This is a genomic window from Streptomyces sp. NPDC093260, assembly GCF_040683715.1.
GTDB classification, from domain to species: Bacteria; Actinomycetota; Actinomycetes; order Streptomycetales; family Streptomycetaceae; genus Streptomyces; species Streptomyces sennicomposti.
On the sequence record NZ_JBFBEK010000003.1, the window covers coordinates 403,179 to 429,252 of the forward strand.

A 26,074-nucleotide genomic window follows, 5' to 3' on the forward strand; every position below is an offset into this window, starting at 1 on the left:
CACGGGCGTTCGAAGCGCCCCGGCACAGTGTTCCCGACCGGCCCGCAAGGCGCCCGGGGAGGCCCCGCAGGGCGTCCCGAGAGGGCCGAAAACGCCCGGGGAGGCCCACACGACGCCCCAAGAGGGGCGAAAGCCGCCGAGCAGGCCCCGCACGGCACCAGGGGGAGCCCGAAAGGCGGCCTATTCCGCCTCCGGCGCCCTTCGCCGAGTGATGCTGCGCACGCTGCGCAGGGTCAGGAATCCGAGGCCGAGCAGCGCTGCGGCGGCGCCGATCAGCTCCGCGGTCGGGGGCATGGGACCTCCGGGTGTCGGCGCGGACGAAGAATTCGCCGGGGATTCAGCCATCTAGGCACGGCTCCCTCCTCACCTGCGGAATCCGTCGCCCTGGCCGCCGCCGATTTCACTCGTGAGGCAGATCTCGGGTGGCAGGTGGGCGAGCCCCAGTTCGAAGCCCTACGATCCTCTCTTGTGTCCAAACTGACCGACGTGCCCAAACGGATTCTGATCGGGCGCGCACTGCGCAGCGACCGGCTGGGGGAGACCCTCCTGCCGAAGCGCATCGCACTACCCGTCTTCGCCTCCGACCCGTTGTCCTCCGTGGCGTACGCACCCGGCGAGGTCCTGCTGGTGTTGTCCATCGCGGGCGTGTCGGCGTACCACTTCAGCCCGTGGATCGCGGTGGCGGTCGTGGTGCTGATGTTCACCGTGGTCGCCTCCTACCGGCAGAACGTGCACGCCTACCCGAGCGGCGGCGGCGACTACGAGGTCGCGACCACCAACCTCGGCCCCAAGGCGGGTCTCACGGTCGCGAGCGCGCTGCTCGTCGACTACGTCATGACCGTGGCCGTGTCGATCTCCTCCGGCATCGAGAACCTCGGCTCGGCCGTGCCGTTCGTCGTCGAGCACAAGGTGCTGTGCGCGGTCGCCGTGATCGTGCTGCTGACGCTGATGAACCTGCGCGGGGTGCGCGAGTCGGGCACGCTGTTCGCGATCCCGACGTACGTGTTCGTGGCCGGCGTCTTCGTCATGATCGTGTGGGGCGCGTTCCGCGGCCTGGTCCTCGACGACACCATGCGCGCGCCGACCGCCGACTTCCACATCAAGGCCGAGCACCAGGGACTGGCCGGCTTCGCGCTGGTCTTCCTGCTGCTGCGCGCCTTCTCCTCGGGCTGTGCGGCGCTCACCGGCGTGGAGGCGATCTCCAACGGCGTCCCGGCCTTCCGCAAGCCCAAGGCGAAGAACGCCGCGACCACGCTGGCGATGATGGGCCTGCTGGCCGTGACGATGTTCTGCGGCATCATCGGCCTGGCCATGACGACGAAGGTCCACATGGCCGAGAACCCGGCCACCGACCTGCTCCGCCAGGGCGTCCCGCTCGGCTCCGGCTACGTCCAGAACCCGGTGATCTCCCAGGTCGCCGAGGCCGTCTTCGGCAAGGGCAGCTTCCTGTTCGTGGTCCTCGCGGCGGCCACGGCGCTGGTCCTGTTCCTCGCGGCGAACACGGCGTACAACGGCTTCCCGCTGCTCGGCTCGATCCTCGCCCAGGACCGCTACCTGCCGCGCCAGCTGCACACCCGCGGCGACCGCCTCGCCTTCTCCAACGGCATCGTCCTGCTGGCGGGCGCGGCGACCCTGCTGACCGTCCTGTACGGCGCGGACTCCACGCGCCTGATCCAGCTGTACATCGTCGGCGTGTTCGTGTCCTTCACGCTCAGCCAGATCGGCATGGTCCGGCACTGGAACCGCCACCTGGCCGGCGAACGGGACCAGAACAAGCGGCGGCACATGATCCGCTCGCGCGCCATCAACGCCTTCGGCGCCTGCCTCACCGGCCTGGTGCTGGTCGTCGTGCTGCTGACCAAGTTCACCCACGGCGCATGGGTGGCCCTGCTCGGCATGTGCATCTTCTTCGCGACGATGACGGCGATCCGCAAGCACTACGACCGCGTCTCGGAGGAGATCGCCGCCCCCGAGGGCCCCAGCGACGACATGGTCCGCCCCTCCCGCGTGCACTCCGTCGTCCTGATCTCCAAGATCCACCGTCCCACGCTGCGCGCGCTGGCCTACGCCAAGCTGATGCGCTCGGACACGCTGGAGGCGCTCACCGTCAACGTCGACCCGGCGGAGACGAAGGCGCTGCGCGAGGAGTGGGAGCGGCGCGGCATCGACGTACCGCTCAAGGTGCTCGACTCGCCCTACCGCGAGGTCACCCGCCCGGTGATCGAGTACGTCAAGGGGCTGCGCAAGGAGTCCCCGCGCGACGCGGTCTCCGTGATCATCCCGGAGTACGTCGTCGGCCACTGGTACGAGCACCTGCTGCACAACCAGAGCGCGCTGCGGCTGAAGGGCCGGCTGCTGTTCACGCCGGGCGTCATGGTGACCTCGGTGCCCTACCAGCTCGCGTCCTCCGAGGCGGCGAAGGTACGGGCCCGCAGGCGCCAGGACTGGAACGCGCCGGGCGCGGTGCGGCGGGGGCCGGCCCAGGACCGGCCGAAGGAGTCGCCGGCGGCGAAGGGCTGAGGTCCGCGGTGGCGGCCCGGAGAGCGTTCCGGGCCGAAGGCCGAAGGACCGGCCGGTGGGCGGATCGGCCGGTGGACGGTCGGCGGACCCGCCTCGTGGTGAACGGCCGGACGACACCCACGTAGACTGGTGGGCTGTTGTCCGGCCGTTTCCCGCTTTCCGATCTGGAGTCACCCCACCATGCAGGCAGAACCGAAGAAGACGCAGGTGGGGCCGGAGACGGACACGCTGGTGGGACAGGAGTACGAGGTCGAGATCGGCCCCGTCGCCCACGGCGGCCACTGCATCGCCCGCACCGACGAGGGCCAGGTGCTGTTCGTCCGGCACGCGCTGCCCGGCGAGCGGGTCGTGGCGCGCGTCACCGAGGGCGAGGAGGGGGCGCGCTTCCTGCGCGCGGACGCGGTACGGATCCTGGAGGCGTCCAAGGACCGTGTCGAGGCCCCGTGCCCGTACGCCGGCCCCGGCCGGTGCGGCGGCTGCGACTGGCAGCACGCCAAGCCGGGCGCGCAGCGGCGGCTCAAGGGCGAGGTGATCGCCGAGCAGCTGAAGCGGCTGGCGGGCCTCACGCCCGAGGAGGCCGGCTGGGACGGCACGGTGATGCCGGCCGAGGGCGACAAGCTGCCCCCCGGCGAGGTCCCGCAGTGGCGCACGCGGGTGCAGTACGCGATCGACCCGGCCACCGGTCACGCCGGACTGCGCCGCCACCGCTCGCACGAGGTGGAGCCGATCGAGCACTGCATGATCGCGGCGGAGGGCGTCAGCGAACTCGGCATCGAGCAGCGGGACTGGACGGGCATGGAGTCCGTGGAGGCGATCGCGGCCACCGGCTCGCAGGACCGCCAGGTGATCCTCACCCCGCGTCCCGGCGCCCGCCTCCCGCTGGTCGAACTGGACAAGCCGGTCTCGGTCCTCCGGGTCGACGAGAAGACCGGCGGCGTCCACCGCGTCCACGGCCGCCCCTTCGTCCGCGAGCGCGCTGACGGCCGCACCCACCGGGTGGGCGGCGGCGGTTTCTGGCAGGTCCACCCGAAGGCGGCCGACACCCTGGTCAAGGCGGTCATGCAGGGCCTGCTGCCGCGCAAGGGCGACATGGCCCTCGACCTGTACTGCGGCGTCGGCCTGTTCGCGGGCGCCCTCGCCGACCGGATCGGTGAGAAGGGGGCCGTCCTCGGCATCGAGTCCGGCAAGCGCGCCGTGCAGGACGCCCGGCACAACCTCGCCGACTTCCCGCGCGTGCGGATCGAGCAGGGCAAGGTCGAGTCGATCCTGCCGCGCACCGGCATCACCGAGGTCGACCTGATCGTCCTCGACCCGCCGCGGGCCGGCGCCGGCCGCCAGACGGTGGCCCACCTCGCCTCCCTCGCCGCCCGACGCATCGCCTACGTCGCCTGCGACCCGGCGGCCCTGGCCCGAGACCTGGCCTACTTCCGCGAGGGCGGCTACCGGGTGCGGACGCTGCGGGCGTTCGATCTGTTTCCGATGACGCATCACGTGGAGTGCGTGGCGATTCTGGAGCCTGCTACGAAGGGGCTCTGACCTGCGGTTTTCTCGGGCCTTCCAGATGTGGTCGGTGGTGCTCGACCTGTTTCCCTCTGTGCAGCGGTTCGAGCGGGGGATTGCTCTTTGCACCGAGCTGACCCGCGGTTTCGTGGGCGGGGTGCCTGCATAGGCGACGCATATAGAGGGGCGTTCGGAGAATCTTGACGCTCGGACGACGCTTGACGCGGAAGTCACTGCTGCGCCTCCGCCTCCGCCCCCGCCGCGAGCCGCCATCTTCGGCCACACGGTGCCAGGGACGCGACTCGACCGCGCCACCGTGATACCGCTCAGGTATCATCTGTGTATGGCGATGACACTCCGACTCCCCGACGACCTTGACGCGAAGCTCACCGAGCGGGCTCGTCGGGAGCGTCGCAGCAAGCAGGAACTTGCCATCGAGGCTATCCGTGAGGCCCAGGACCGGGCCGAGCTGAAGGTTGATGACGTCCTGGCTGAGCTGATGGAGAGTGATGCGGAGATTCTGGACTACCTGAAGTGACCGACGTGCGCTACCTCCAGGTCGACGAGATCCTGGCCATCGCCCGCGCGGTCAACGGTACCGAGCACGGCGTGCGTGACATGGGCCTTCTGGTGTCGGCGATCGAGCGACCTCGGACGAACGTGTTCGGAGCCGAGCTGTATCCCACGCTGCACGAGAAGGCGGCGGCCCTGCTGCACTCCGTCGCCCGCAATCACGCGCTGATCGACGGCAACAAACGCACCGCCTGGCTCGCCATGCGCGTCTTCCTGCGCTTCAACGGCGTCAGCGCCAGTACTGTCCCGCCGCCCGTCCCCGCTGCCGGCCCGTTCGTCGAGGACGTCGCGCAGGACAACATCGATGTACCGGTCATTGCAAAGCGCCTGGCGGTCTGGTTTCCAGTGCCCTGACGTTCGAGTCGTGAAATCCGGGGCGGAACGAGGTGCCGTGGACGGTGCCGGCTCCTGGGACTTCGCCGGGTGGGCTGGTCCAGTCCAGTGGGCGCGTCCGTTCAGCGGGTCGATGCGTAGGGAGAAAGCCGCTGGGCGAGCCAAGACCGGCCTCTGACCTGCGGTTACGTGGGAGCTTCGACTTGCGACATATTTCCGGTGACTTCGCACGTGGAGTGCGTGGCGATTTTGGAGCCTGCTGCAAAGAAGCTCTGACCTGAGGCTTTCTTGGGTCTTCCAGATGTGTTCGGTGGTGCTCGACCTGTTTTCCGAAGTGCACGATGTGGAGACTCGCCGCAGCCTCCCCGGCCGCCGCCGACCTTGGTGTTCCACCCGACGTGCGAAGGCGGCTGAAGCGGCTTGCACGGCCCGGCCCCGCGTCTGTGGCGCATGGTCTCGGCGCCCGATCTGACGGCTGGTCAGTGAGGCTGCCGCCGGTCGCGCCCAGGGGGTCCGCGGGGCAGATATGCGTACGCCGATCACCCGACCAGGGCCGGACCGCGCCCATGACCGGCGGCATCTGGGTAACCCGCCGCTGGTGCACGAGACGATCGCGCGACCGGGCGTCGTTCCAGCCTGGCCCGCACAGTTCACAGGTCGAAGGTGATGCAGCGGCCGAGGGTGTCGGCCTGCGGCGCCGCCGAGCCTGTCGGGCCCCGGCGGCCCGGTCGGCTCGCAGGTCAGGCCGCCGGGACGGGCCGCAGCCGGTAGGCGCCCCCGTGCGCGACGATGCGGCCGGCTGTGGGCGGGGCGAAGTGGGTGCCGAGAAGGAGGGTGTCCGTGCCGGCGAGGGAAGCGAGCAAGTCACGGCGGGTGGTCTCGGACTGCTGTGGGTCGATGTCCACGCAGGCGCCGACGGCGGGGTGGGCGAGTTGGACCGGGTGGTGGATGCAGTCACCGGTGATCAGCGCCGTCTCACCCCGACTGCTCAGTTCGACCGCGACATGGCCGGGGGTGTGTCCGGGGGTGGGGACCAGGCGCAGGCTCGGGGTGATGTGCACGCCCTCGGCCGGGACGTCGACCAGGTCGAGCAGTCCGGCCTGCTCGACCGGGATCACCGAGTCGCGGAACATCTGGCGGCGCGCCTCCTCCATGTCGTACGCGGCCCAGAACTCCCTTTCGGTGCGTGCGGTGAGGTAGCGCGCCGCGGGGAACGTGGGGACCCACTCGCCGTCCGCCTTCCGGGTGTTCCAGCCGACGTGGTCGGCGTGCAGGTGGGTGAGGACCACCAGGTCGACGGAGTCGGGCGGGAAGCCGGCGGCGGTCAGGCGCTCGGGGAAGTCGGTGCGCAGGTCGTGCCAGGCAGGGTTGGCCCGTTCCTTGCCGTTGCCGATGCCGGTGTCGATGAGTACGCGTAGCCCGTCCACGGCGAACGCGAAACTGTGGCTGTCGATGTGGAGGATGCCGTCATCGCCGGCGAAGTGGGGGCGCAGCCAGTCCTGGGCTGCTACCACCTGGGGAGTGGCGTCGGGCAGGAGCCAGGGTCCGGTCGCGGGCGGCAACGGTGTTTCGTCGACGCGGTGGACGGTGACGGCGCCCACGGTCCAGGAGGGGACGGGGGTGCCGGAGGGACTCTGCATGATCTGTCTTCTCCTTTGCTCTTCAGCCAAGGGGGCGGTTGCGCGGGCAGCTGCTGGGCCTTGTTCTGGTTCGTGACACGGCGAGCGCGGTGAGGGCCGCTGCAGCTAGGAGTGCGGCGACCTCCTTAAAGCGAACAGTTTGCCTTAAGTCACGGTAGAACCTACAGTCGAGCTAAAGCAAATCAGTAGCTTTTGGCGTGGGGTGCCTCGGTGCTCCAGGCCCGACCAGGGGAAATGCCATGACCTCCGCCGAACTCACACCGCCCGAGGCCGCCCGCTGGGCCGCCCGTGCCGGGCTTCCGCTGCCCGATGACCGCCACTCCGCGGTTGCGGCCACCGCCAACCACATCCACTCCGTCGTCGCTGTCCTGCGGGAGCTGGACTTCGGGGACACCGCGCCCGCCGGTGCCTTTCGTGCGGAAAAGGAGAAGCACGATGCAGCCGTATGAGTTGTCCCTCGCCGCCGCCGCGCAGCAGATCCGGGAGCGACGGCTGTCCCCCGTCGAGCTGGTCGGCTCGGTCCTGGACCGCATCGAGCAGGTGGAGCCGCAGGTCGCGGCCTACGTCGCGGTTTCCGCTGATCAGGCCCGCGTGGCCGCCCGCGAGGCCGAACGCGAAGTCGCACAGGGCTCCTGCCGGGGCCCTCTGCACGGGATCCCGGTGGGACTCAAGGACTTGATCGATGTCGCCGGCGTGTCCACCACGGCGAGCTCCAGGACCCGGGCCGGTCACCGCGCGGCCTCCGACAGCGCGGTCGTCGCGAGTCTGCGGGCGGCCGGCGCCATCCTGATCGGCAAGACGCACACCCACGAGTTCGCCTACGGGCTGACCACCCCGCAGACCAACAACGCCTGGGACCGAGGGAGGATCGCCGGTGGCTCCAGCGGCGGCTCCGCCGTCGCCGTGGCCTCCGGTGCGGCGACATTCGCCCTCGGCACCGACACCGGCGGATCGATCCGGGTGCCCGCCACCCTGAACGGGGTGGTCGGCCTCAAGCCGACGTACGGACTCGTGTCCCGTCACGGCGTCACGTCACTGTCCTGGTCGCTCGACCACGTCGGCCCGATCACCCGCACTGTCGACGACGCGGCCCTGGTCCTGACCGCCATCGCCGGGCACGACGCCCGCGACCCCGCCTCGGCTGCCGTCCCCGGCGCCGACTACCGGCCGAGCCCCGACCCGGACCTGACGGGAGTGCGCGTCGGCGTGCCTCGCACCTACTACTTCGAACACGTCGACGCGGATGTCGCGGCCGCCGTCCGCCGCGCCATCGCGCAGCTGGAGACGCTCGGCGCCCGGCTCATCGAGATCGACATACCGATGACCCGCTACATCCAGGCCACCCAGTGGGGCCTGATGGTGCCGGAAGCCACCGCCTACCACGAAAGCACCCTGCGTACCGTCCCCGAGCTGTATCAGGCGGATGTCCGGATCCTCCTGGAGGCCGGCGAGCTGATGGGCGCGGGCGACTACCTCCGGGCGCAGCGCGCCCGGACGCTGATGCGCGGCGCATGGGCCCGCATCCTGGAGGAAGTCGACGTGATCGCCGCCCCTGCGGTCCCCATGGCCGCGGTCCCGTCGGGCCAGGAGACCGTCACCTGGCCCGACGGCACGGTCGAGAGCGTCTCCGACGCCTACGTGCGCCTCTCCTCCCCGGCCAACATCACAGGAGTGCCCGCACTTTCCGTCCCGGTCGGCCAGGACACGGCAGGCATGCCCATCGGCATGCAGTTGCTCGGGCGGCCCTTCGCCGAGCGGACGCTGCTGCTGGTGGGCCACGCATACGAGCGGACGCAGTCCGCCCGATGGCTCGCACCCCTCACCTGAGGGCGGTGTGCGGGCCGGCCCGGCCCGCACACCGCTCGGCTCGGCTCGGTCGGGATCGGAACCGGAGGCCCGCGACGATGAGATCCGTGAGGACTCCGGCACGGCCGTCGAGCAGGCCCTCGCCCTTTCGCCGCGGCCGCGGTCCGGCCTCCACCCGCGGTGCCGGAGCGCGTGATGATGTCGAAGGTGACGGAACGCCAGACGGCCGGGGGATCCTCGGAACCGCAGGAAGATGTCCGGGCCCACCACCCGGGCGACACGCCGCGTGCGTACATGGCAGGGGAAGACGGGCAGTGCCGTGGAGGTCTCGCCCTCGCAGGCAGGCCATGAGGTACCGCTGGGTCGCCAACGCGTCGGCGATCACCTCACGCCCGGCCCTGAAGCAGCGGGTGACCGCGATCGGTGCGTCCAGCCGCGGCGCCACCAAAGGACATGCGGTGCTCGGCCGGGCCGCACCACACCGACGGGGCGACGGCCAGGGGAACGTCGGCGGCCTCGGCGACCCTGCGGCACACCTCCACGACAAGGAAGTCGTCCGCACCGGTCGGCAGGTGTTCCCCGTGCTGCTCCTTCGAGCCCACCGGCAAGCGGTACGACGGCGTCACGTCGCACCAGTTCGCGGCGTGGGAGGAGTCGGGCGGTTCCAGCGATACTCGGCATGGTCGGGATCCCGCCTGAGCCGTCAGAACGAGCGCTTGGCTCCACTGAGCCCGGGTATCGGGCCAGCTAAACGCAAGGACTGTGCTTTAAGCTGGTGTGATGAGCAGTAAGCAAAGGGCCCGCCCCGGCGGACGCAGCGCGCGCGTCCAGGCGTCGGTGCACACCGCTGTACGGGAACTCCTGGAGGAAAGGGGCCGCGAGGCACTGACCGTCCCACTGGTCGCCCAGCGCGCCGGAGTCACCCCGTCGACCATCTACCGACGCTGGGGCACCCTGCAGGAACTGCTGTCGGACGTCGCGGTGGAGCGGCTGCGACCCGACACCGAACCGGAGGACCACGGCGACCTGCGGTCCGACCTCACAGCGTGGGCCGAACAGTTCCTCGACGAGATGACGTCCACCTCGGGCCGCGCCTACATCCGCGACGCCCTGCTCGGCGACCCGGACGGCGGCAACGCCGGCCAGTGCTCGGCCTACGCGGCTGAACAGATCGACGTCATTCTCGCCCGAGCGGCCGACCGCGAGGAGAACACTCCCGACGTCGAGACGGCCATGGACCGCATCGTCGCCCCCATGATGTACCGCATCCTCTTCCGCCCGGCCGGGCTCGACGCCACGTACGCCCGCCGGCTCGTGACCGAGCTCTTCGGCAACCAGGAACGGACCTCCGGCCGATCCTGACGTGACGGCGGCCGGCGCCGGTGCGGAAACCTCCCCGTCGGCACGGTGGCGGTCACCCTTCGGATCGTCTCCGCGGCCCGGTGACCAGTCGGCTCTGCCCCGATCACGGGACGGAGCCGACTGCCTTACGGACCCAGTCACACTCCGGTGATCGCCCACTCGTCGTCGGTGCTGGAGTTCGGCGACCGCATCACCGTGGTGGACCCGGACGTGGTGCTGCCGGCGCCGTCAGGAGCCGTGCGCTGAGGCGACCGGCACCCTTGGGATCAGTAGTGGATCCACTGCTGGTTGCTGCCGCCGTTGCAGGTCCACAGCTCCAGCAGGGTGCCGTTGGCGGTTCCGTTGCCGGTGGCGTCCAGACACAGGCCGGACTGGTTGCCGGTGATCGTTCCGTCGGCGTTGAACGTCCATTTCTGGTTGCCGCCGCCGTCGCAGGTGTAGATGTCCACCTTGGTGCCGGGGCTGGTGCCCTGCCCTGCCGCGTCCAGGCAGTCGCCGCCGTAGACCCGCAGCTCACCGGCCGAGGTGGTGGTCCACTTCTGGTTGCCGCCACCGTTGCAGTCCCACAACTGCACCTGGGTTCCGTCGGTCTGGGACTGGTTGGGCACGTCCACGCAGCGGCTTGAGCCGATGCCGGTGATCGGTCCGCTCGTGCCGCCGCCCGCTCCACCCTGGCCGGGGGTGATGGACAGGTTGTCGAACTGTGCCGTCTCGCCCTGGCCGGTGGCGTAGCCGACTTGTCCGCCCGCGTAGCCGTAGTCGTGGGCCGAACCGGCCTTGGTGCCGTCGACGAAGGCGGTGATGGTGCTGCCGGAGAAGCCCAGGGACAGGGTGTGCCACTTGTTGGTGCCGATCGCCGCGGTCGTTCCGTGGGCCAGCGCGGTCGAATCGCCACCCGTGCCGGTGCGCAGGAGCGACCAGGCTCCGGTGTCGCTCACGCGCAGGTGGTAGGCGTTCAGTCCGGCCGCCCCGCTGTAGCTCTGCGTGTTCGCGCGGCCGAGGAGTTCGGCGTACCCGGACCTCTCGAGCAGTACGTCGGAGGAGACGGTGTAGTCGCTCCAGCCGAGGTCTCCGAGCATGCTGTGGGGATCGGTGAGCGGGTCCCAGGTGATCGGTGCCTGTGCGCTCATCTGCCGCACGCACTTGCCGCCGCGTCCGCCGCCGCAGGCCGCGACCTCGAAGGCTCCCTGCCAGTCCATGAGGTACTTGGCTTCGGCCCCGGTGGTGTAGCCGTCGAAGTCGTCGCTGTAGGGCAGGCTCATCGGCCTCTGGGCCGTGCCGGCGGCCGCCCCCTTGCCCTGGCCGGTGGTGGTGGTGATCGTGTAGACGCGGCCGGGCTGCACGGTCAGGCTGAAGCCGCCGTTCGAGGGCGTGATGTCCGTGGAGTGGACGAAGTAGTCAGCGGAGTTACCGGAGTTGACACTGGTCGACCACACGTGGACGGTACCGGTGGACAGACCGCCGGTGACGCCGAAGTTCAGCGTCTGGGCGCTGGTCGCGTCCATGGTCTCGATGACCGTGGAGTAGTCGGACTTGTTCGTGGACTTCAGCGAGACGTAGCTGCCGTTGCCGCGGCTGCCCCCGATGTAACCGCTGGAGGAGTCGAGGTACTGCCAGCCGGGGGCGGTGAACTGGGTGGTCTGGGCCGTCACCCAGGCGTTCTTGCCGATCGCGTAGTAGCCGGACCACGGCTGCGGGGTGAGCGCGAGACCCATGGTGGGGTACGGGAGGTTCGGCGTGAGCGCGGCCACCACGGGCCAGTTGAGGTACGCGGTCATCCTGCCGTCTATGTAGCCGCGGTTGATGCCCCGGGCCATCGCGTTGGCACCGGCGTTGTAGTCGTCGGAGCCGTTCTCGCTCGCCCACAGCTGCTTGCCGGACGAGGTGGCGGACGACGGAACACCGCAGTCGGTCTGCGCGGACCGGTAACCACAGGGGTAGTGGGTGCCGATGACGTCGACCGAGGAGGCGAAGGCCGGGTTGGAGTTGACGTCGCCCGCGATGGACCAGTCGGAGTCGGCTCCGACGATCTTGACGCTGCCGTAGCCGTTGCTGTCGAGCGCCGCGCGCAGTTGTTCGTACCAGGAGACGTTGTAGCCGCGCTCGTTCCATCCGCCCAGATAGTCGACGGTCAGCCGGTGCTGCTTGGCGCAACCCAGCCAGGAGACCAGGTAGGTGATCATGTCGGAGGACCAGAAGTTGCCGTTGCCGACCCAGCCGGGCGCTCCCCAGGCGAGGCCGTACAGCTTGATGTTCGGGTTGCGTGACTTGGCCTGTTCCATCAGCCACCACTCGTAGCCCCGGTCGCAGTTCAGGTCTGTCCGCGTGTGCTCGTGGCTCGGCTCGGCTCCCGAGGTGGAGTTGGTGTCGCCTCCGATCTCGGTCTTGAGGATCTGCAGGGAGGCGCCGTAACCGGGCCGGAAGAGGTAGTCCAGGATCTGGCCCCGCTGCGGCTCGGGATAGTCGATCAGGAGTCGGCTGTTTCCGCCGCCGCCGCTGATCGCGCCCACGCCGTCGAACGTGCGGCCCGTGGAGGAGCCGTTGATCGTGATCGCGGTGGCCGCCTGGGCGGGTTCGGCGACACCGGCGACCATGCCGCCGGCGGCCAGGACGAGGCCGACGAGCACGGCCGTCGAGGTGCGTAAGCGCCGGAGCAACCGGCTGAACGCTGACATGGCAGGGTTTCCTTTCGCGGGGGGTGGGTGTCGTGCCGGCGGCGGGCGGTCCTCCGGGCCGGCCGGAGGACCGCCCGCCTGGTGCCGCGTGCGCGGCGCGGCGTCAGCGGTAACCGGCCGCAGTGATGTCGGACTGCACCGCGTTGTCCGTGGCGTCGGAGGGGTATCCCGCGACGATCGCCCCTTCGTAGAAGGTGCCGGCGCTCTGGTTCGCGCCACCGCCGGGCTTGCAGCAGTCGCCGCCGCTTCCCAGCACGATGGCCCCCTGCTTCTTCATGGGGCTGTATCCGCTGGGCAGTCCGCCGTCCCACACCGTGGTGAGTCCGCCGGACTGCGCGTCACCGCCCTTGAGGGCGAATCTCGAGGTGCCGTTGTTCTTCAGCATCGCGGTGACGAACTTGCTGGTGAAGGCACGCTGTCGGGTGTTCCAGGACTGGCTGCCGCCGGAGTACAGACCCCACTCGAGGTCCGCCTGGACCCACGGCCCGCTGCCCGGGCAGCCTCCGAACCAGCATTCGGTGCCGAAGTTGATCGCGTCCATGGCACCGGCGGCGTCGGCGCCGCGGGTCGTCTCGCTGTTGCCGTAGTCGAAGCAGCAGCCGTTGTTCACGTGGGTGCCGCTGGTGACCATGTAGGCGCCCTCGGGCGCGCTGCCGGTCGGTACACCCGTCAGGTGCCCGTCCCGCCAGTAGCTGTTGCCGGGATTGATGTACAGCGAGTAGGCCTTGGTGCCGCCGACTGCAAGGGACTCCGAGGCCGCCTTCGCCGGGCTGCTCTGACTCGACCCGGGAACCTGTGCCGACCCCTGGTACCAGAGGTCGTTGCCGCGCCCCGACTGGTCGTGGACCATGGTGATCACGCAGGTGGTACCCGAACAGAACGAGTCCTGCGCCGCCGCGTCGGCGTAGCCGCCGGGCGTCCGCACACCGATCTCCTTCGTCGCGTTGTCGGACGAGCGCCTGACCTGGTACAGGCTGCCGCTGTACGAGCCGTAGAGCGCGCGGACCGTACTGTGCGCGGCCACACAGGGTGTACCGCCCGCGGCGTAGATGTCGCAGGAGTGCGAGGCGCCTGTCGGCGGAGGCGTCGTCGACGGCGTGCCCCACTTCTGGTTGCTCTGGCCGTTGCAGGTCCACAGGACGACGGCGGTCCCGTTGGCGGCGGAGGCGCCGTCGACGTCCAGGCACAGCCCCGACTGCGCTCCTGTGACGGTCCCGTCGGAGGTGTGCCGCCACTGCTGGTTGGCCTGGCCGTTGCAGGTCCAGATGATCACCTGGGTCCCCGGCGTGGTGCCGGAGTGGGAGGCGTCCACGCAGCGGGTACCGCCCATGGTCCTCAGCTCGCCGGACGAGGTGAACTCGAACGCCTGGTTCGCCTGGCCGTTGCAGTCCCAGATCTCGAGGGTGGTGCCCGCCGCGTCGGCATCGCCCTTGACGTCGAGACACCGTCCTGAGGCCGAGCTGACGAGTGGTACGGCTGCCGCGGACGCCGGCGCCGGCCATGTCAGCGCGGTCGCGAGCATCGTGGCCAACAGCGCCAGCACGCAGGTGACGGCAGCCGTCGGGAAGCGGCGTCCTCTCGCCGCTTCCTTCCGGGGGGAGACGGGTGACGGATGCATTGTCCTCTTCCTCGGGGGTCGGGGGTCGGGGGTCGGGGGTCGGGGGTCGGGGGGATGAAGGGGGGTGAAGGGGGATGAAGGGGGATGAAGGGAGGATGGAACAAGGAGGACCAGGGGGATGAGGGGGGAAGCGCGGCCTTCCTGAGGACCCGGCCGGTGATCAGCCGCGGGTCCATTTCTGGTTGGCGGCTCCGGTGCACTGCCACAGCTGGACCACGGTGCCGTTGGCGGTGCCGTTGCCGGTGGCGTCCAGGCACAGGCCGGACCTGGCACTGGTGACACTGCGGTCGGAGTCGAGGTTCCACGGGAACCTCCTCCGGAGGGGGGAGAGGGGGGACCACGACGTCCAGACGGGTGGCGGCGGGATCGGGCGTACACGTGTACGGCGGTGTCGCCGGGCGACGAGCGGGGAAACGACGTGCGCCGGGCCGGGCACCAGGGGTCGGTGCCGGCCCGGCGATCCCTACGAGCGTTCTGACAGGCTCAACTCAGGCTCCAACGCTGGTTGTTCTGTCCGTTGCACGTCCACAGATCGGCCAGGGCCCCGTTGGCGGTGGAGGCTCCGGTGACGTCCAGGCAGAGCCCGGACTGGACTCCGGTGATGGTGCCGTCGGAGTTGATCCTCCACTGCTGGTTGGCCTGGCCGTTGCACTGCCAGATCTCCACCTTGGTGCCGGGCGCGGTCCGGTTGTCGTAGGCGTCCAGGCACATCCGGGAGCTGCCCGAGTAGACGGTCAGTTGCTGGGACGAGGTGTGCGTCCAGAGCTGGTTGGCTCCACCGCCGCAGGTCCAGATCTCGACCTGGGTGCCTGCGGTGGTCGCCGAGCCGGGCACGTCGAGGCACTTGCCGGCGCCCACCGCGTGGATCTCGCCCGTGGTGGCTCCGCCGCCGGTGTCGCTGCCCCCGGACATCCGGTACATGACAACCCCATGTGCCGGCACCGACGCGCTGATCGTGCCCGAGGTGGTCGACGTCGCCCCGGACCACAGGTCGGTCAGCGTGTACCCGGCGGCGCCGGTCTTGCCGACCGCGCTCGCGGTGGTGCTGATGGTCGCGGTCGATCCGGTCTCGTTGAACAGCGCGACGGACACGTCACCGTTCGCGAGCGGTTTGGCCAGGACGTCCAGGCCGTTCGACGAGGACACCATGGTTCCCTGCCTGCCCAGCGGGTCCTGGTCCACCGCGATCACACGGGAGTTGGTGTAGGTGGCCAACGTGGTGGAGGAGGCGGAGGTCAGGTCCGTGCCGGCGATGAGCGGGGCCGCCATCTCCGCCCACAGGCTGAACTCCGAGCGGGCCTCGGTGTCCGACAGGCCCCTGTTGCCGACCTCCAGCATGTCCGGGTCGTTCCAGTGGCCGGGGCCGGCGTAGGAGGCCAGGCGCACGTTGGAGTGGAAGATCGAGAGCATGCTGGAGTAGCTGGCGGTGATGTCCCCGGTGGTGCGCCAGCTGTTGCCGACGTCCGCGCCCCAGGTCCACACGTCGTCCTGGCCCCAGTTGCACAGGCTGTACAGGATGGGCCGGCCGGTCGCGGCGAGGGCGTCGCGCATCGCGGTGTAGCGGGACCGCGCGGCCACCCCGTTGTTGTTGCAGTTGTCGTACTTCAGGTAGTCCACGCCCCAGGAGGCGAAGGACTGGGCGTCGGTGGTCTCGTGACCGAGGCTGCCGGGGTAGCCGGCGCAGGTGGCGGTGCCGGCGTCCTCGTAGATGCCCAGCTTGAGGCCGAGCGAGTGGACGTAGTCGGCGGTCCCCTTGATGCCGTCCGGGAACTTCGCCGGATCGGGAACCAGCCGGCCCGAGGAGTCGCGGGAGTGCGTCATCCAGCAGTCGTCGATGTTGACGTAGGTGTAGCCCGCCGCCTGCATGCCGTTGGAGTGCATCGCCTGTGCGGTGGACTTGATGAGCGACTCGGAGACGTTGCAGCCGTAGGCGTTCCAGTCGTTGAACCCCATCTGCGGCGTCAGCGCCAGGCCGTTGCCCAGCGCGGCCGCGGGCTGGGCCGTGCCGACGACGACCAGGGGGAGCGCGAGCGAGAGAAGGGCGCCGGCCGCTGTGAGTGCCAACGTCCGTGACCGGCGCGCCAGATGACGCAGCCTTCGTCGTGCGGGGGGAATGTGTGCGGGCATCGTCCGTGGACCTCCGGGAACGGGCTGCTCGTGGGGGTGGATCCGGTGGGGGTGCATGGGGTGGTTCACCCGGGCTCCCGCGCATGCGCGGGAGCCGGGCTGGTTCACCGTCGGAAGGCGTGGCGCAGTCGGCCGGCTCCGGGAAACACCGGGGCCGTCCGTCGCTCCGGGGCTGGCCGGCCTTCCTTGAGGTGGGAGCGCTCCCAGGCGCACACCTCTGCGGTCGGCACTCACCATCTCCCGGAGGGCGTGATCACACTTGTCGCTCTCCGACGAGAAGTGTTCGAAATTCCAGACAAAATGTTCGCTGTTGTTGAAAAGGAGGCTGGCACACAGCGGGGGCGGACTCAAGGGTCTGGACGGCATTGCCGTGGACTCGCGCGAGGAGGTCTGGATTCGTCCCGGGCGCATGGGGCCCCTGGGGACCGCGGGCCCGCGCCGGCTCCGTCTCGTCCGGTGCGACGATCGCGGGGGCGCCCGGGTGCAGCCGCGCAGCGTGTGCTGGGCGTGGCTGAGGGTGGCGCCGGGAAACCAGCGGGCGCCGGGCATGGTCCGGCGGTGCTGGCACCGACGTCGAAGCACTCCCGCGCCGCGGCCCGGAATCCTTCCGGGCAGGAGTCGCCGAGGACGTCTTCGAGGCGCACTCGCCCGCCGCCCCGCAGGCGGTTCGGCTCACCCGGACGACCTGGCCGAAAAGGGCGCGGCGCCTGCTCCGCCGGGGGTGCCACGGCTGAAGGCTGAGGAGAGCAACTGGCGGGCAGATCACGAGCGTTCGTCCATCTCACCGTCATCGTTCCGGCCCGAACTCCAGTTAGCGATCACAGGACATGCGGGTGCCCGGATCTGGCCACATGCTGGAGCTGAGGGGGGTGTGACAACGGAGGAAGAAGTGGTGGACATGCGGACCGTTGTCGACCTCACCCGCTGCCAGGGCTACGCGCAGTGCGTGTTCCTCGCCCCTGAGGTGTTCGAGCTGCACGGGGAGGAGGGGCTGCTGTACGCCACGGCCGTCCCGGACGACCAGGTGGAGCGGGTGCGCCAGGCCGCGGCGGCGTGCCCGGTGCAGGCGATCCTCCTCGGGGAAGAGGTGACCACCGGTGCCCGATGACCTGAAAGACGGCCGTATCGTCATCGTCGGCGCCTCGCTGGCAGGGCTGCGGGCCGCGGAGACGCTGCGCGCAGAGGGCTTCACCGGGTCTCTGACCGTGGTCGGGGACGAGCCGCATGTGCCCTACGACCGGCCGCCGCTGTCCAAGCAGGTGCTGCTGGGGCAGGCGACGGCGGACACCCTTGAGCTGCCGATGCGCCGGGACCCGGACGCCGAGTGGCGCCTCGGCGTGCGCGCCACCGGTGTGGACCTGCTGGCGAAACGGGTGCTGCTGGCCGACGGCGAGTCACTGCCGTACGACCGGCTGCTGATCGCCACCGGGACCCGCGCGCGGCCCTGGCCCAACCCGGAGGAAGGCGCCCTGGACGGGGTGTTCACCCTGCGCACGCGCGAGGACGGCGCAGGACTGGCCGAGCGACTGGCCGCGAGGCCGGAGCGGGTGCTGGTGATCGGCGGAGGCTTCGCCGGCTCGGAGATCGCCTCGGCCTGCCGGGAACTGGGCCTGGAGGTGACCGTCGCCGAACGCGGCCCCGCCCCTCTGGTCGGCGCGCTCGGCGGCACCCTGTCCAAGCTCGCCGCCGTCATGCAGCGCAACCACGGAGTGGACCTGCGCACCGGGGTGACGGTCACCGCCCTGAACGGCAACGGAAGCTTCGCCGGCGCGCAGTTGTCCGACGGCAGCCGTGTCGAGGCGGACGTGTGCGTCGTGGCGCTGGGGGCGATCCGCAACGTCGAGTGGCTGGCCGACTCCGGGCTGGCGGCGGGTCCGCGCGGCATCGCCTGCGACGCGGGCTGCCGGGCTTTCAACATGTACGGGATCGTCACCGACGACGTCTTCGTGGCCGGGGACGTCTCCCGCTTCCCGCACCCGCTGTTCGGCTACCAGATGCTGTCGCTGGAGCACTGGGGCAACGCGGTCGAGCAGGCCGAGGTCGCGGCCCACAACATGGTCAACCCGGCGCCGCTGCAGCGCCCGCACCTGGCCGTCCCGGTCTTCTGGTCGACCCAGTTCGGGCTCAACATCAAGTCGGTGGGCGTGCCCACCTACTCCGACCACGTGGTCATCGCCCAGGGCTCCCTGGAGGCGCGCCGTCTGGCGATGGTCTACGGCTACCAGGGCCGGGTGACCGCCGCCGTCACCGTCGACATGGCCAAGGCGCTCGACTACTACCGGCACCTGATCGAGACCGCCGCTCCGTTCCCGCCCCCGCCCGGCGCGCAGGACCGTGCGATCGCGGCCGACATCACGATCCCCTCCGCCGTACCGGACCCTTCCGTGCTGTCCCACGGTCCGACCGTCGCACTCACGGGTCACCTTCCCGACCGCCGGCTGACGGTGGTGTAGCCCACATCCCGCCCCCACGAGGAGCCGCCATGGACTCCGCTACCTTGCTGGCACGGATCACCGACTACGCCAGCCGTTCCAACCCCTACCCGCTGTACGCGGAACTCCGCGAGGCCGGTCCCGTGGTGCCCCAGGCCGACGGCAGCTACCTCATCGGCACCTACCACCACGTCGCCGCTCTGCTCCACGACCCACGGATGAGTGCCGAACCCCGCACCCGTGGCGAGGCGACCCACAAGCCGCCGTTCCTGCGGCTCGACGACCCCGAGCACCACAGGCTGCGCACCCTCGCCATGCGGCCCTTCGGGCCCCCGCACAGCCCTGGCCGGGTCGACGGCATGCGCGACGAGATCGACCGGATCGCCGAGGAACTGCTGGAGCCGTTCGAGGCGGGCCAACAGGTCGACGTCGTCGACGACTTCGCCTACCCCCTGCCCGTCACCGTGATCTGCCGCCTGCTCGGCGTGCCGCACGAGGACGAGCCGCTCTTCCGGGCCTGGTCCGATCGCCTGGTCGCAGCCGCCGACGTCAGGCCCGACGACGACTCCACCGAGACGGACAAGGCCGGGGAACAGGCGCGCGTGGAGATGGGCGGCTACCTGCTGAACCTGGCCGAACAGCGTCGTGGCAAGCCGGGCGACGACATGCTCTCCGCCTTCGTCAACGAACCGGACCCCGCCCTGCGCCTCACCCAGGAGGAACTCGCGGAAACCGCCGTGCTGCTCCTCATCGCCGGACACGAGACCACGGTCAACCTGATCGCCAACGGCGCCCTCACCCTCCTGCGCCGGCCCGAGCAACTGGACCGGCTGCGCCGCGAGCCGGACCTGCTGCCGCGAGCGGTGGAGGAACTGCTGCGCTATGAGCCCCCGGTCCACATGCGCGAGCGTATTCCCCGCGCCGACATCGACGTCGCCGGTACCACCGTCCCCAGAGGAGCCTCCGTCATCCTGGCCCTGGCCTCGGGCAACCGCGATCCCCGGCGGTTTGCCGACCCCGACCGGTTCGAGCCCGCCCGCCCGGACAACCAGCACCTCGGCTTCGGCAGCGGCATCCACGCCTGCTACGGCGGTCCCCTGGCCCGCGTCGAGGCGTACGCCGCGCTCGGCGCCCTGCTTCCCCACCTCGGCAGCGCCCGCCTGCTCGAAGACCCGCCCCCGTACCGGCAGAACGCGATGCTGCGTGGACCCCGCCACCTGCCCATCCACCTGTGAGGGGCCGCGGATGGGCGGGACCCTTCGGCGGGCCCGTCGGCGGCTGCGGTCGTTCACCGACGGGGCCCGGCACCCTGTGCGAACGGTGGCCGGGTCCCGCGTGGATCAGTAGGCGCGGGCCACGACGGCGACGTTGCCCGGCTGGTCGTCGCTGTCCGGGACCGAACCGTCCGCGGCGACCAGGCAGCGTACGGACACGCCCTGCTCGGCGAGAGTCGCCTCGCCCTCCGGGCCCAGCGTGGCCCAGGGGATGCGGGCCCAGCCCGTGGCCGCCGCCTCCACGGCCTCCTCGATGGTGGCCGTCTCGACCGTACGGTCCTCGCGGCGCTCACGGGACTGCGCGAGCAGCAGCGCCTGGTCCTCCTCCAGCACCTTCGGGAGCAGCGCCTCGATCTCCCCGATCCGCACCGGCGCCTTGCCGCCGGGGATGCGGCGGGCCAGCATCGCGGTGCCGTTCTCCAGGTCGCGCGGGCCCACCTCGATACGGACCGGCACGCCCTTCAGCTCCCAGTCGACGGCGCGCCGGCCGAAGGGGACGTCGGCGCGGTCGTCGACCTGGACCCGAACCCCGGCGGCCTTGAGCCGGTCGCCGATCTCCCGGACCTTCGCGATCACCGCGTCGTCGTCCTTGACCGCGAGCACGACGGCCTGGACCGGTGCCAGCCGGGGCGGCACGCGCAGCCCGCTGTCGTCCCCGTGCGACATGATCAGCCCGCCGACCATGCGGGTCGACGTGCCCCACGAGGTCTGCCAGACCAGCTCCTGCTTGCCGTCCTTGGACAGGTACTGGGTGTGGAAGGCCCTGGCGAAGTTCTGTCCCAACTCGTGGCTGGTACCCATCTGGAGCGCCTTGCCGTCGCCCATCATGCCTTCGAGGGTGAGGGTGTTGATCGCACCCGCGAAGCGCTCGCGGGCCGTCTTGCGGCCGAGGACCACGTCGATGCCGAGGACGCCGACCATGAAGTCGCGGTAGACGTCCCGGTGGATGCGCGCGGCGTAGGCGCGGGCGTCCTCGTAGGTGGCGTGGGCGGTGTGCCCCTCCTGCCACAGGAACTCGGTCGTCCGGAGGAAGACGCGCGGACGCATCTCCCAGCGGACGACGTTCGCCCACTGGTTGATCAGCAGGGGCAGGTCGCGATAGCTCTGCACCCACTTGGAGAAGTACTCGTTGACGATCGTCTCCGAGGTGGGCCGGACGACGATCGGCTCCTCCAGTTCCTTGCCGCCGCCGTGCGTGACGACCGCCAGCTCGGGCGCGAACCCCTCGACGTGCTCGGCCTCGCGGGTCAGGTACGACTGCGGGATGAAGAGCGGAAAGTAGGCGTTGGCAGCGCCCGCGTCCTTGATCCGGGCGTCCATCTCCTGCTGCATCCGCTCCCACAGCCCGTACCCGTACGGTCGGATGACCATCGTGCCGCGCACCGGACCGTTGTCGGCCAGCTCGGCCTTGTTGATCAGTTCCTGGTACCAGCGGGGGAAGTCTTCCGCCCGGGGGGTGAGAACGGGTGCCTTTGCCATAGCGCGCATGCTAGAGCGCGGACTCAGCCGCACGCGAGCGGCTTTACGGCGGGCGACGGCGACTGGGGCGGTGCGGACGGCGGGGGTGCGGAGGCGGGGCGGAGGGCGGTGCCGCGGTCGGCCGGGGGACCTGCCGCTCCCCGGACGGGCAGGTCCGGCAGCTCCCCTTCCCGGCAGGTCACCGGCTTGACCTTGACATGGTGACAAGGTGTCCCCTGGAGGCAGGAGGTGGTTTCGATCAATCCCACCAACAAAACCCCGCGCGACACCCGTCTGGCCGGCGCCCTGAGCGCCGGCGACCCGTCGGTCCGGCTCCAGGCGGCCCTGGCGGCCGGCTCGAACCCCGGCACCGCCCTCCTGGAGCCGCTCGTCGAACGGTGCGCCGTCGAACCGGACCTCTTCGTACGGGACATGCTGTCCTGGGCGCTGACCCGCCTCCCGGCGGAGACCACCCTGCCCCGGCTCCGCCGGGAACTCGGCTCCGAGCGCGCTCAGGCGCGCAGCCAGGCGCTGCACACGCTCTCCAAGATCGGTGACGGGCGGGCCTGGGCCTGGATCACGCGCGCCATGCTGCGCGACCCCGACGACGAGGTCGCGCGGACCGCGTGGCGCGTCGCGGTCGCCCTGGCGCCCGAGGACGAGAAGAAGGACCTGGCCGGCGAACTGGCCGGTCAACTCGGGCGCGGTGACCGCGAAGTGCGGCTGAGCCTGAGTCGGGCCCTGGCCGGTCTCGGCGACGTCGCCGTGCACGCCCTGGCGACGGCCGCGGCGAGCTCCGACCCGGCGGTGGCCGCCCACGCCCGCGCCACCGAACTGCTCCGCCGGGATCCGGAGACCGGCTTCGACGCGGCGGTCGAGGAGGCGAAGCGTGTCGTGGCCCTCGGCCCGGAGCGAGCCGCTGCCGCGGGGGCGGGCACCGGCACCGGAGGCGGGCCGGGGGCGGCCGTGGCGGGGGGAAGCGCCGACGCCGGGGAGACCGTCGGGCCCAGGGGGGCCGCGGAGGCGAGCGGTGCGGTCGAACCCACGGGGCCGAGCGAGTCCCCGGAGGCGACCCCGCCCACGGGGACGTCCGAGTCGTCGGCGCCGTCCGAGGCCGTGAGGGCCGTGGAGGCGGAGCGAGCCGGGCGGGCCGGCAACGCCGGGCGGGCCGAGAACACCGGGCGGGCCGAGAACCCCGGAAACGCCAGGGAGAGCGCGGAGTGCTGATCGGCGAGGTGGCCCGGCGTTCGGGGGTGAGTCCCCGGATGCTCCGGCACTACGAGGCCCTGGGGCTGGTGCGGCCGACCGGTCGCACCGTCGGCGGCTACCGCGAGTACTCCGCCGAGGACGTCCGCAGGATCTTCCACGTGGAGAGCCTGCGCTCCCTCGGCCTCTCGCTCAAGCAGATCGGACGCTCGCTGGAGGACCCGGGCTTCTCGCCGTCCGCCCTGGTCGGCGACCTCGTCCGGCGGACGGAGGAGCGCCTGGAGCGGGAACGGGAACTGCTCGGGCTGCTCCGCGCCGTCGACGCGTCGGCGCCCGCCGGCTGGCCGGACGTCCTGCGCATCGTCGCGCTGATGCAAGGGCTCGACTCGGCCAGCGCCGCGCGCCGGCAGCAGGCGGTCCTGGCCCGGCCGGAGGGCGCCCCGGTCCCCGCCGAGCTGCTGGCCGGGGCGGTCCTGACCGAGTCCGACCCCCATGTCGCCGGTGCCCTGCGCTGGGCGCTCGCCCGGTCGGGCGGCGACGCCGTGGCGTCACTGGCCGCCGGACTGCGCTCGGCGGACGCGGACATCAGACGGCGCGCGGTGCTCGCGATCGCCGAGATGCCCGAGGCCCCGGGAGCGATCGCGGCGCTCGCGGACCTGCTCGGGGACCCGGACCCGACGGTGCGCGGACGTGCCGCTCTGGCGCTGGGCAGGTGCGGCGAGACCACGGCCGTTCCGGTGCTCGTGGGGATGGTGGTCGAGGGCGGCCATGACGTCGAGGCGGCGGAGACTTTGGGCCTGCTGTCCCGGGACCCCGAGTGCGCGGACCGGGTCCTGACCGTCCTGGCCGACCGGCTCGCCTCGCCCACCGCCGACTCCGCGACACGGATCCGCCTCACCCAGGCGCTGGTCGAGCTGCCGGGGACGTCCGTACGGGAGGTCCTGCGCCGGCTGACCCACGACGACGACCGCGCCGTCGCCCTCGTCGCCTCGGCCTTCCTCACGATCCTCGCCGAGCGCTCCGGCGAGGACGAGGACGACGGGACGCGCGGGAAGGGCGACGGGACTTCCTGAAGGGGGCGGTCGATCCCCCGGAGCGGCGCCCCGCCTCGCCCCCGCCTCGCTCCCCACCGAGTACGCCTTCACCGGCCCGGGAGCCCATCTTCCTTGCCCGCACCCGCAGTTCGCCTTGTCCAACCCCTTGACCGGGTGCGCTCCCCGAGTATGGTCTAGACCAAGCCCGAGGCAGGTCTAGACCTGTGCGCCTTCTTTCGGAGCGTGAGCGCCGACTCCCGCGCGGCGCCGGTTCCGGTCCATCGAGGAGAGTGGTATGGCATGAACACGAAAAGACGGGTGGCCTGTGTGATCGGCGCGCTGGCCGCGCCCGTGCTCGCCGTCAGCCTTCCCGCGAGCTCGGCCAGCGCCCACGGCTGGGTCACGCTGCCCACGAGCCGGCAGGAGCAGTGCGCCGAGGGCGTCGTCTCCTGCGGCCAGATCAAGTACGAGCCGCAGAGCGTCGAAGGGCCCAAGGGCCTGTCCAGTTGCAGCGGCGGGCACGCGGAGTACGCCGAACTGGACGACGACAGCAAGGGCTGGAAGGCCACGCCGGTCGGCTCTTCGGCGACCTTCACCTGGCACAACACCGCCCGGCACGCCACCGCCAACTGGCAGTACTTCATCGGCGGCCGGAAGATCGCCGAGTTCGACGGCCACAACGCGCAGCCCGGCGCCGACGTCAGCCAGCAGGTGGACTTCGGCGGCTTCACCGGCCGCCAGAAGGTGCTGGCCGTCTGGAACATCGCGGACACCGCCAACGCCTTCTACTCCTGCGTCGACGTCGTCATCGGCGGCAGCGGTGGCGGGACCGGGGGAGGCGACGGCGGCGGCACCGGCGGCGGAGGCACCTGCACCGCGGCCGCCTGGGACCCCGCACGTGTCTACAACGGCGGCGACACCGTCTCCTACGGGGGTCACACCTGGCGCGCCAAGTGGTGGGTGACCGGCGACAAGCCCGGCACCACCGGCGAGTGGGGCGTCTGGGAAGACCTCGGCGTCTGCCCGGCGCCCTGATCACCAGCCGTACCGGCTTCCGGCGGGGCGCCCGTGCACAGGCCGCCCCGCCGGAAGCCGGCCAGGCGGGCCGGTGCGCAGTGCCCCGTGCCGTCGCCGTGCCCGGCACCTGCCGGTCGGCGCCGGCACGTGTCGAAGAGCGCTCAACTCCGCCGAGCCCGGGCACCGTCGCTCTCGCGGACCCTGTGCCGGCGGCTTGTGCACGGGTGTCCGTGCGGCCGCCCGCGGCGGCCGGCGCGGCGCACACCTGGTCCGTCCGCCCACACCGGGGCCGGGATGCCAATACGTGTGGCAGGTTGCTGTCACACCGCCCGCCGCGACCGCGACGGGCCGCTCCGGCGCGGCCCCACGTGTCCGGTTGCGGACAACGCCACTGCTCCCGCACCGCGCGGCCTTCCTACGCTCCGACAGGAACACTCCGGCCCCATGGCCGTGACCCAGAGGAGAAGCAGATGCCCGCGCTCACCGCAGGAGTGCGAGGACGGTCCGTCGTCGCCCGGCTCACCATGCGGGACAAGGCCCTCGAGCGCCGTTTGCTCCGCTCCCTCGACCGGGTCGAGGCACGGCTGCTCGCCTGTGTGGGCGAGACTTCCGTCCCGTTCCTCGCCGATGTCGCCGGGCACCTGGTGACGGCCGGCGGCAAGCGTCTGCGTCCGCTGCTCACCCTGCTGGGAGCCGAGTTCGGCGATCCTCGGGCTCCGGGCGTCGTCGAGGCGGCCGTCGTCTCCGAGCTGATCCACACCGCCTCGCTCCACCACGACGACGTCATGGACGAGGCGGTCATCCGGCACGGCGTCACCAGCGTCAACGCCTGCTGGGGCAACGCCGTCGCGGTCCGGTCGGGCAACTGGCTGCTGGCCAAGGCCGCCCAGCTGTCGGCGGATCTGACCCCCGCGGCCGTCCCGCTGCAGGCGCAGGCCTCCGAACGCCTCGTCCGCGGCCAGCTGCGCGAGCTGGTCGGCCCGGACGGCGACCGGGAACGGCTGCGCCACTACTTCGACGTGGTCGCGGACAAGTCGGCCTCCCTGTTCTCCTTCGCCCTGAGGCTCGGCGCCCTCCAGTCGGGCGCCCGGCAGGGGGTGGACGAGGCGCTCGCACGCTACGGCGAACACCTCGGCACCGCCTTCCAGATCTCCGACGACCTGCTCGACGTCACTGCTCCGGCCTGGCAGTCGGGCAAGGAACAGGGCAAGGACCTGGCGGTCGGCGTGGCCGGTCTGCCGGTCGTGCTGGTACTCGACGCCGGCCGTCCGCAGGACGAGGAGCTGCTGGCCCTGCTGTCCGGGCCCGCCGGGCTGAACGGTCCGCAACGTGACAGGGCGCTGGGCCTGCTCCGCCGCTCCGACGCCCTGGACCGCGCCAGGGCGCTCATGGACGGTCGGCTCGCGGCGGCCCGCAGTGCCCTGGCCCCGCTGCCGCCGGGCGCCGCCCGCGGAGCGCTGGACGCGCTGTGCGACGTGGTGGCCTCGCGCACGGAGTGA

The 26,074-nt window shown here is 71.3% G+C and carries 20 protein-coding genes and 1 pseudogene; 14 read left to right on the top strand and 7 right to left on the bottom strand.

The window, feature by feature from the left end; genetic code table 11:
• Positions 1-468 precede the first annotated feature (468 nt).
• The 4 genes from AB0N63_RS06005 (at position 469) to AB0N63_RS06020 (ending at position 4,947) form a co-directional block, all read left to right on the top strand.
• On the top strand, positions 469-2,520 hold the full coding sequence (locus AB0N63_RS06005; protein ID WP_365524644.1) for an APC family permease: 2,052 nt from the start codon (positions 469-471) through the stop codon (positions 2,518-2,520).
• Positions 2,521-2,700: 180 nt separating this feature from the next.
• Positions 2,701-4,056: a TRAM domain-containing protein gene (locus AB0N63_RS06010; protein ID WP_365524647.1), complete on the top strand. Its 1,356-nt coding sequence runs from the start codon at positions 2,701-2,703 to the stop codon at positions 4,054-4,056.
• 307 nt (positions 4,057-4,363) lie between these two features.
• Positions 4,364-4,558, top strand: coding sequence for a hypothetical protein (locus AB0N63_RS06015; protein ID WP_365524650.1), 195 nt, complete (start codon positions 4,364-4,366; stop codon positions 4,556-4,558).
• Positions 4,555-4,947: a type II toxin-antitoxin system death-on-curing family toxin gene (locus AB0N63_RS06020; protein ID WP_365524653.1), complete on the top strand. Its 393-nt coding sequence runs from the start codon at positions 4,555-4,557 to the stop codon at positions 4,945-4,947. The genes AB0N63_RS06015 and AB0N63_RS06020 overlap by 4 nt, the downstream gene beginning before the upstream one ends.
• Positions 4,948-5,666: 719 nt before the next feature.
• Here the strand turns inward: AB0N63_RS06020 and AB0N63_RS06025 are convergent.
• Positions 5,667-6,566, bottom strand: a complete 900-nt coding sequence (locus tag AB0N63_RS06025; RefSeq protein ID WP_365524656.1) for an MBL fold metallo-hydrolase — start codon at positions 6,564-6,566, stop codon at positions 5,667-5,669.
• Between the two features lie 239 nt (positions 6,567-6,805).
• Here AB0N63_RS06025 and AB0N63_RS06030 point away from each other — a divergent pair, with 239 nt between their 5' ends.
• On the top strand, positions 6,806-7,015 hold the full coding sequence (locus tag AB0N63_RS06030) for a hypothetical protein (RefSeq protein ID WP_365524659.1): 210 nt from the start codon (positions 6,806-6,808) through the stop codon (positions 7,013-7,015).
• Positions 7,002-8,393 carry an amidase gene (locus tag AB0N63_RS06035; protein WP_365524661.1) on the top strand — a complete coding sequence of 464 codons (1,392 nt, stop codon included), beginning with the start codon at positions 7,002-7,004 and terminating at the stop codon, positions 8,391-8,393. Before AB0N63_RS06030 ends, AB0N63_RS06035 begins: the two co-directional genes overlap by 14 nt.
• A gap of 365 nt (positions 8,394-8,758) precedes the next feature.
• On the opposite strand, the gene AB0N63_RS06040 is transcribed toward AB0N63_RS06035, so the two are convergent.
• Positions 8,759-8,974, bottom strand: coding sequence for a creatininase family protein (locus AB0N63_RS06040; protein ID WP_365524664.1), 216 nt, complete (start codon positions 8,972-8,974; stop codon positions 8,759-8,761).
• Between the two features lie 178 nt (positions 8,975-9,152).
• Here AB0N63_RS06040 and AB0N63_RS06045 point away from each other — a divergent pair, with 178 nt between their 5' ends.
• On the top strand, positions 9,153-9,734 hold the full coding sequence (locus tag AB0N63_RS06045) for a TetR/AcrR family transcriptional regulator (protein WP_365524667.1): 582 nt from the start codon (positions 9,153-9,155) through the stop codon (positions 9,732-9,734).
• Between the two features lie 266 nt (positions 9,735-10,000).
• Here AB0N63_RS06045 and AB0N63_RS06050 read toward each other — a convergent pair whose 3' ends face one another.
• The 4 genes from AB0N63_RS06050 to AB0N63_RS06065 form a co-directional block, all read right to left on the bottom strand.
• Positions 10,001-12,409, bottom strand: coding sequence for a ricin-type beta-trefoil lectin domain protein (locus tag AB0N63_RS06050; protein WP_365524670.1), 2,409 nt, complete (start codon positions 12,407-12,409; stop codon positions 10,001-10,003).
• 103 nt (positions 12,410-12,512) lie between these two features.
• Complete coding sequence (locus tag AB0N63_RS06055; RefSeq protein WP_365524798.1) at positions 12,513-13,949, bottom strand: lectin; 1,437 nt, start codon at positions 13,947-13,949, stop codon at positions 12,513-12,515.
• A gap of 238 nt (positions 13,950-14,187) precedes the next feature.
• A complete protein-coding gene (locus AB0N63_RS06060) occupies positions 14,188-14,463 on the bottom strand; it encodes an RICIN domain-containing protein (RefSeq protein WP_365524673.1) in 276 nt (91 codons plus the stop codon).
• 47 nt (positions 14,464-14,510) lie between these two features.
• Positions 14,511-16,154 (bottom strand): ricin-type beta-trefoil lectin domain protein, encoded by a 1,644-nt coding sequence (locus tag AB0N63_RS06065; protein ID WP_365524676.1) that lies wholly within the window; start codon positions 16,152-16,154, stop codon positions 14,511-14,513.
• Between the two features lie 898 nt (positions 16,155-17,052).
• On the opposite strand from AB0N63_RS06065, the gene AB0N63_RS06070 reads away from it, so the two are divergent.
• The 3 genes from AB0N63_RS06070 to AB0N63_RS06080 are packed head-to-tail and all read left to right on the top strand — an operon-like array spanning position 17,053 to position 19,821.
• Complete coding sequence (locus AB0N63_RS06070; RefSeq protein ID WP_365524678.1) at positions 17,053-17,262, top strand: ferredoxin; 210 nt, start codon at positions 17,053-17,055, stop codon at positions 17,260-17,262.
• Positions 17,252-18,607, top strand: a complete 1,356-nt coding sequence (locus AB0N63_RS06075; protein ID WP_365524680.1) for an FAD-dependent oxidoreductase — start codon at positions 17,252-17,254, stop codon at positions 18,605-18,607. Before AB0N63_RS06070 ends, AB0N63_RS06075 begins: the two co-directional genes overlap by 11 nt.
• A gap of 29 nt (positions 18,608-18,636) precedes the next feature.
• Positions 18,637-19,821 (top strand): cytochrome P450, encoded by a 1,185-nt coding sequence (locus AB0N63_RS06080; protein WP_365524683.1) that lies wholly within the window; start codon positions 18,637-18,639, stop codon positions 19,819-19,821.
• A 105-nt stretch (positions 19,822-19,926) separates the two neighbouring features.
• Here AB0N63_RS06080 and proS read toward each other — a convergent pair whose 3' ends face one another.
• Complete coding sequence (proS, locus tag AB0N63_RS06085) at positions 19,927-21,339, bottom strand: proline--tRNA ligase (protein WP_365524686.1); 1,413 nt, start codon at positions 21,337-21,339, stop codon at positions 19,927-19,929.
• Between the two features lie 273 nt (positions 21,340-21,612).
• On the opposite strand from proS, the pseudogene AB0N63_RS06090 reads away from it, so the two are divergent.
• The 4 genes and pseudogenes from AB0N63_RS06090 to AB0N63_RS06105 form a co-directional block, all read left to right on the top strand.
• A pseudogene (locus AB0N63_RS06090) lies at positions 21,613-22,245 on the top strand (HEAT repeat domain-containing protein); the annotation flags it as partial.
• A gap of 293 nt (positions 22,246-22,538) precedes the next feature.
• A complete protein-coding gene (locus tag AB0N63_RS06095; RefSeq protein ID WP_365524689.1) occupies positions 22,539-23,597 on the top strand; it encodes a HEAT repeat domain-containing protein in 1,059 nt (352 codons plus the stop codon).
• Between the two features lie 261 nt (positions 23,598-23,858).
• Positions 23,859-24,593: a lytic polysaccharide monooxygenase gene (locus AB0N63_RS06100; protein WP_365524693.1), complete on the top strand. Its 735-nt coding sequence runs from the start codon at positions 23,859-23,861 to the stop codon at positions 24,591-24,593.
• A 452-nt stretch (positions 24,594-25,045) separates the two neighbouring features.
• Positions 25,046-26,074, top strand: a complete 1,029-nt coding sequence (locus AB0N63_RS06105) for a polyprenyl synthetase family protein (protein ID WP_365524696.1) — start codon at positions 25,046-25,048, stop codon at positions 26,072-26,074.

Coding starts and splice junctions, on each gene's coding strand:
- AB0N63_RS06010 (WP_365524647.1), top strand. CDS start 2,701: ATGCAGGCAGAACCGAAGAAGACGCAGGTGGGGCCGGAGACGGACACG.
- AB0N63_RS06015 (WP_365524650.1), top strand. CDS start 4,364: ATGGCGATGACACTCCGACTCCCCGACGACCTTGACGCGAAGCTCACC.
- AB0N63_RS06025 (WP_365524656.1), bottom strand. CDS start 6,566: ATGCAGAGTCCCTCCGGCACCCCCGTCCCCTCCTGGACCGTGGGCGCC.
- AB0N63_RS06030 (WP_365524659.1), top strand. CDS start 6,806: ATGACCTCCGCCGAACTCACACCGCCCGAGGCCGCCCGCTGGGCCGCC.
- AB0N63_RS06035 (WP_365524661.1), top strand. CDS start 7,002: ATGCAGCCGTATGAGTTGTCCCTCGCCGCCGCCGCGCAGCAGATCCGG.
- AB0N63_RS06045 (WP_365524667.1), top strand. CDS start 9,153: ATGAGCAGTAAGCAAAGGGCCCGCCCCGGCGGACGCAGCGCGCGCGTC.
- AB0N63_RS06050 (WP_365524670.1), bottom strand. CDS start 12,409: ATGTCAGCGTTCAGCCGGTTGCTCCGGCGCTTACGCACCTCGACGGCC.
- AB0N63_RS06065 (WP_365524676.1), bottom strand. CDS start 16,154: ATGCCCGCACACATTCCCCCCGCACGACGAAGGCTGCGTCATCTGGCG.
- AB0N63_RS06070 (WP_365524678.1), top strand. CDS start 17,053: ATGCGGACCGTTGTCGACCTCACCCGCTGCCAGGGCTACGCGCAGTGC.
- AB0N63_RS06080 (WP_365524683.1), top strand. CDS start 18,637: ATGGACTCCGCTACCTTGCTGGCACGGATCACCGACTACGCCAGCCGT.
- proS (WP_365524686.1), bottom strand. CDS start 21,339: ATGGCAAAGGCACCCGTTCTCACCCCCCGGGCGGAAGACTTCCCCCGC.
- AB0N63_RS06100 (WP_365524693.1), top strand. CDS start 23,859: ATGAACACGAAAAGACGGGTGGCCTGTGTGATCGGCGCGCTGGCCGCG.
- AB0N63_RS06105 (WP_365524696.1), top strand. CDS start 25,046: ATGCCCGCGCTCACCGCAGGAGTGCGAGGACGGTCCGTCGTCGCCCGG.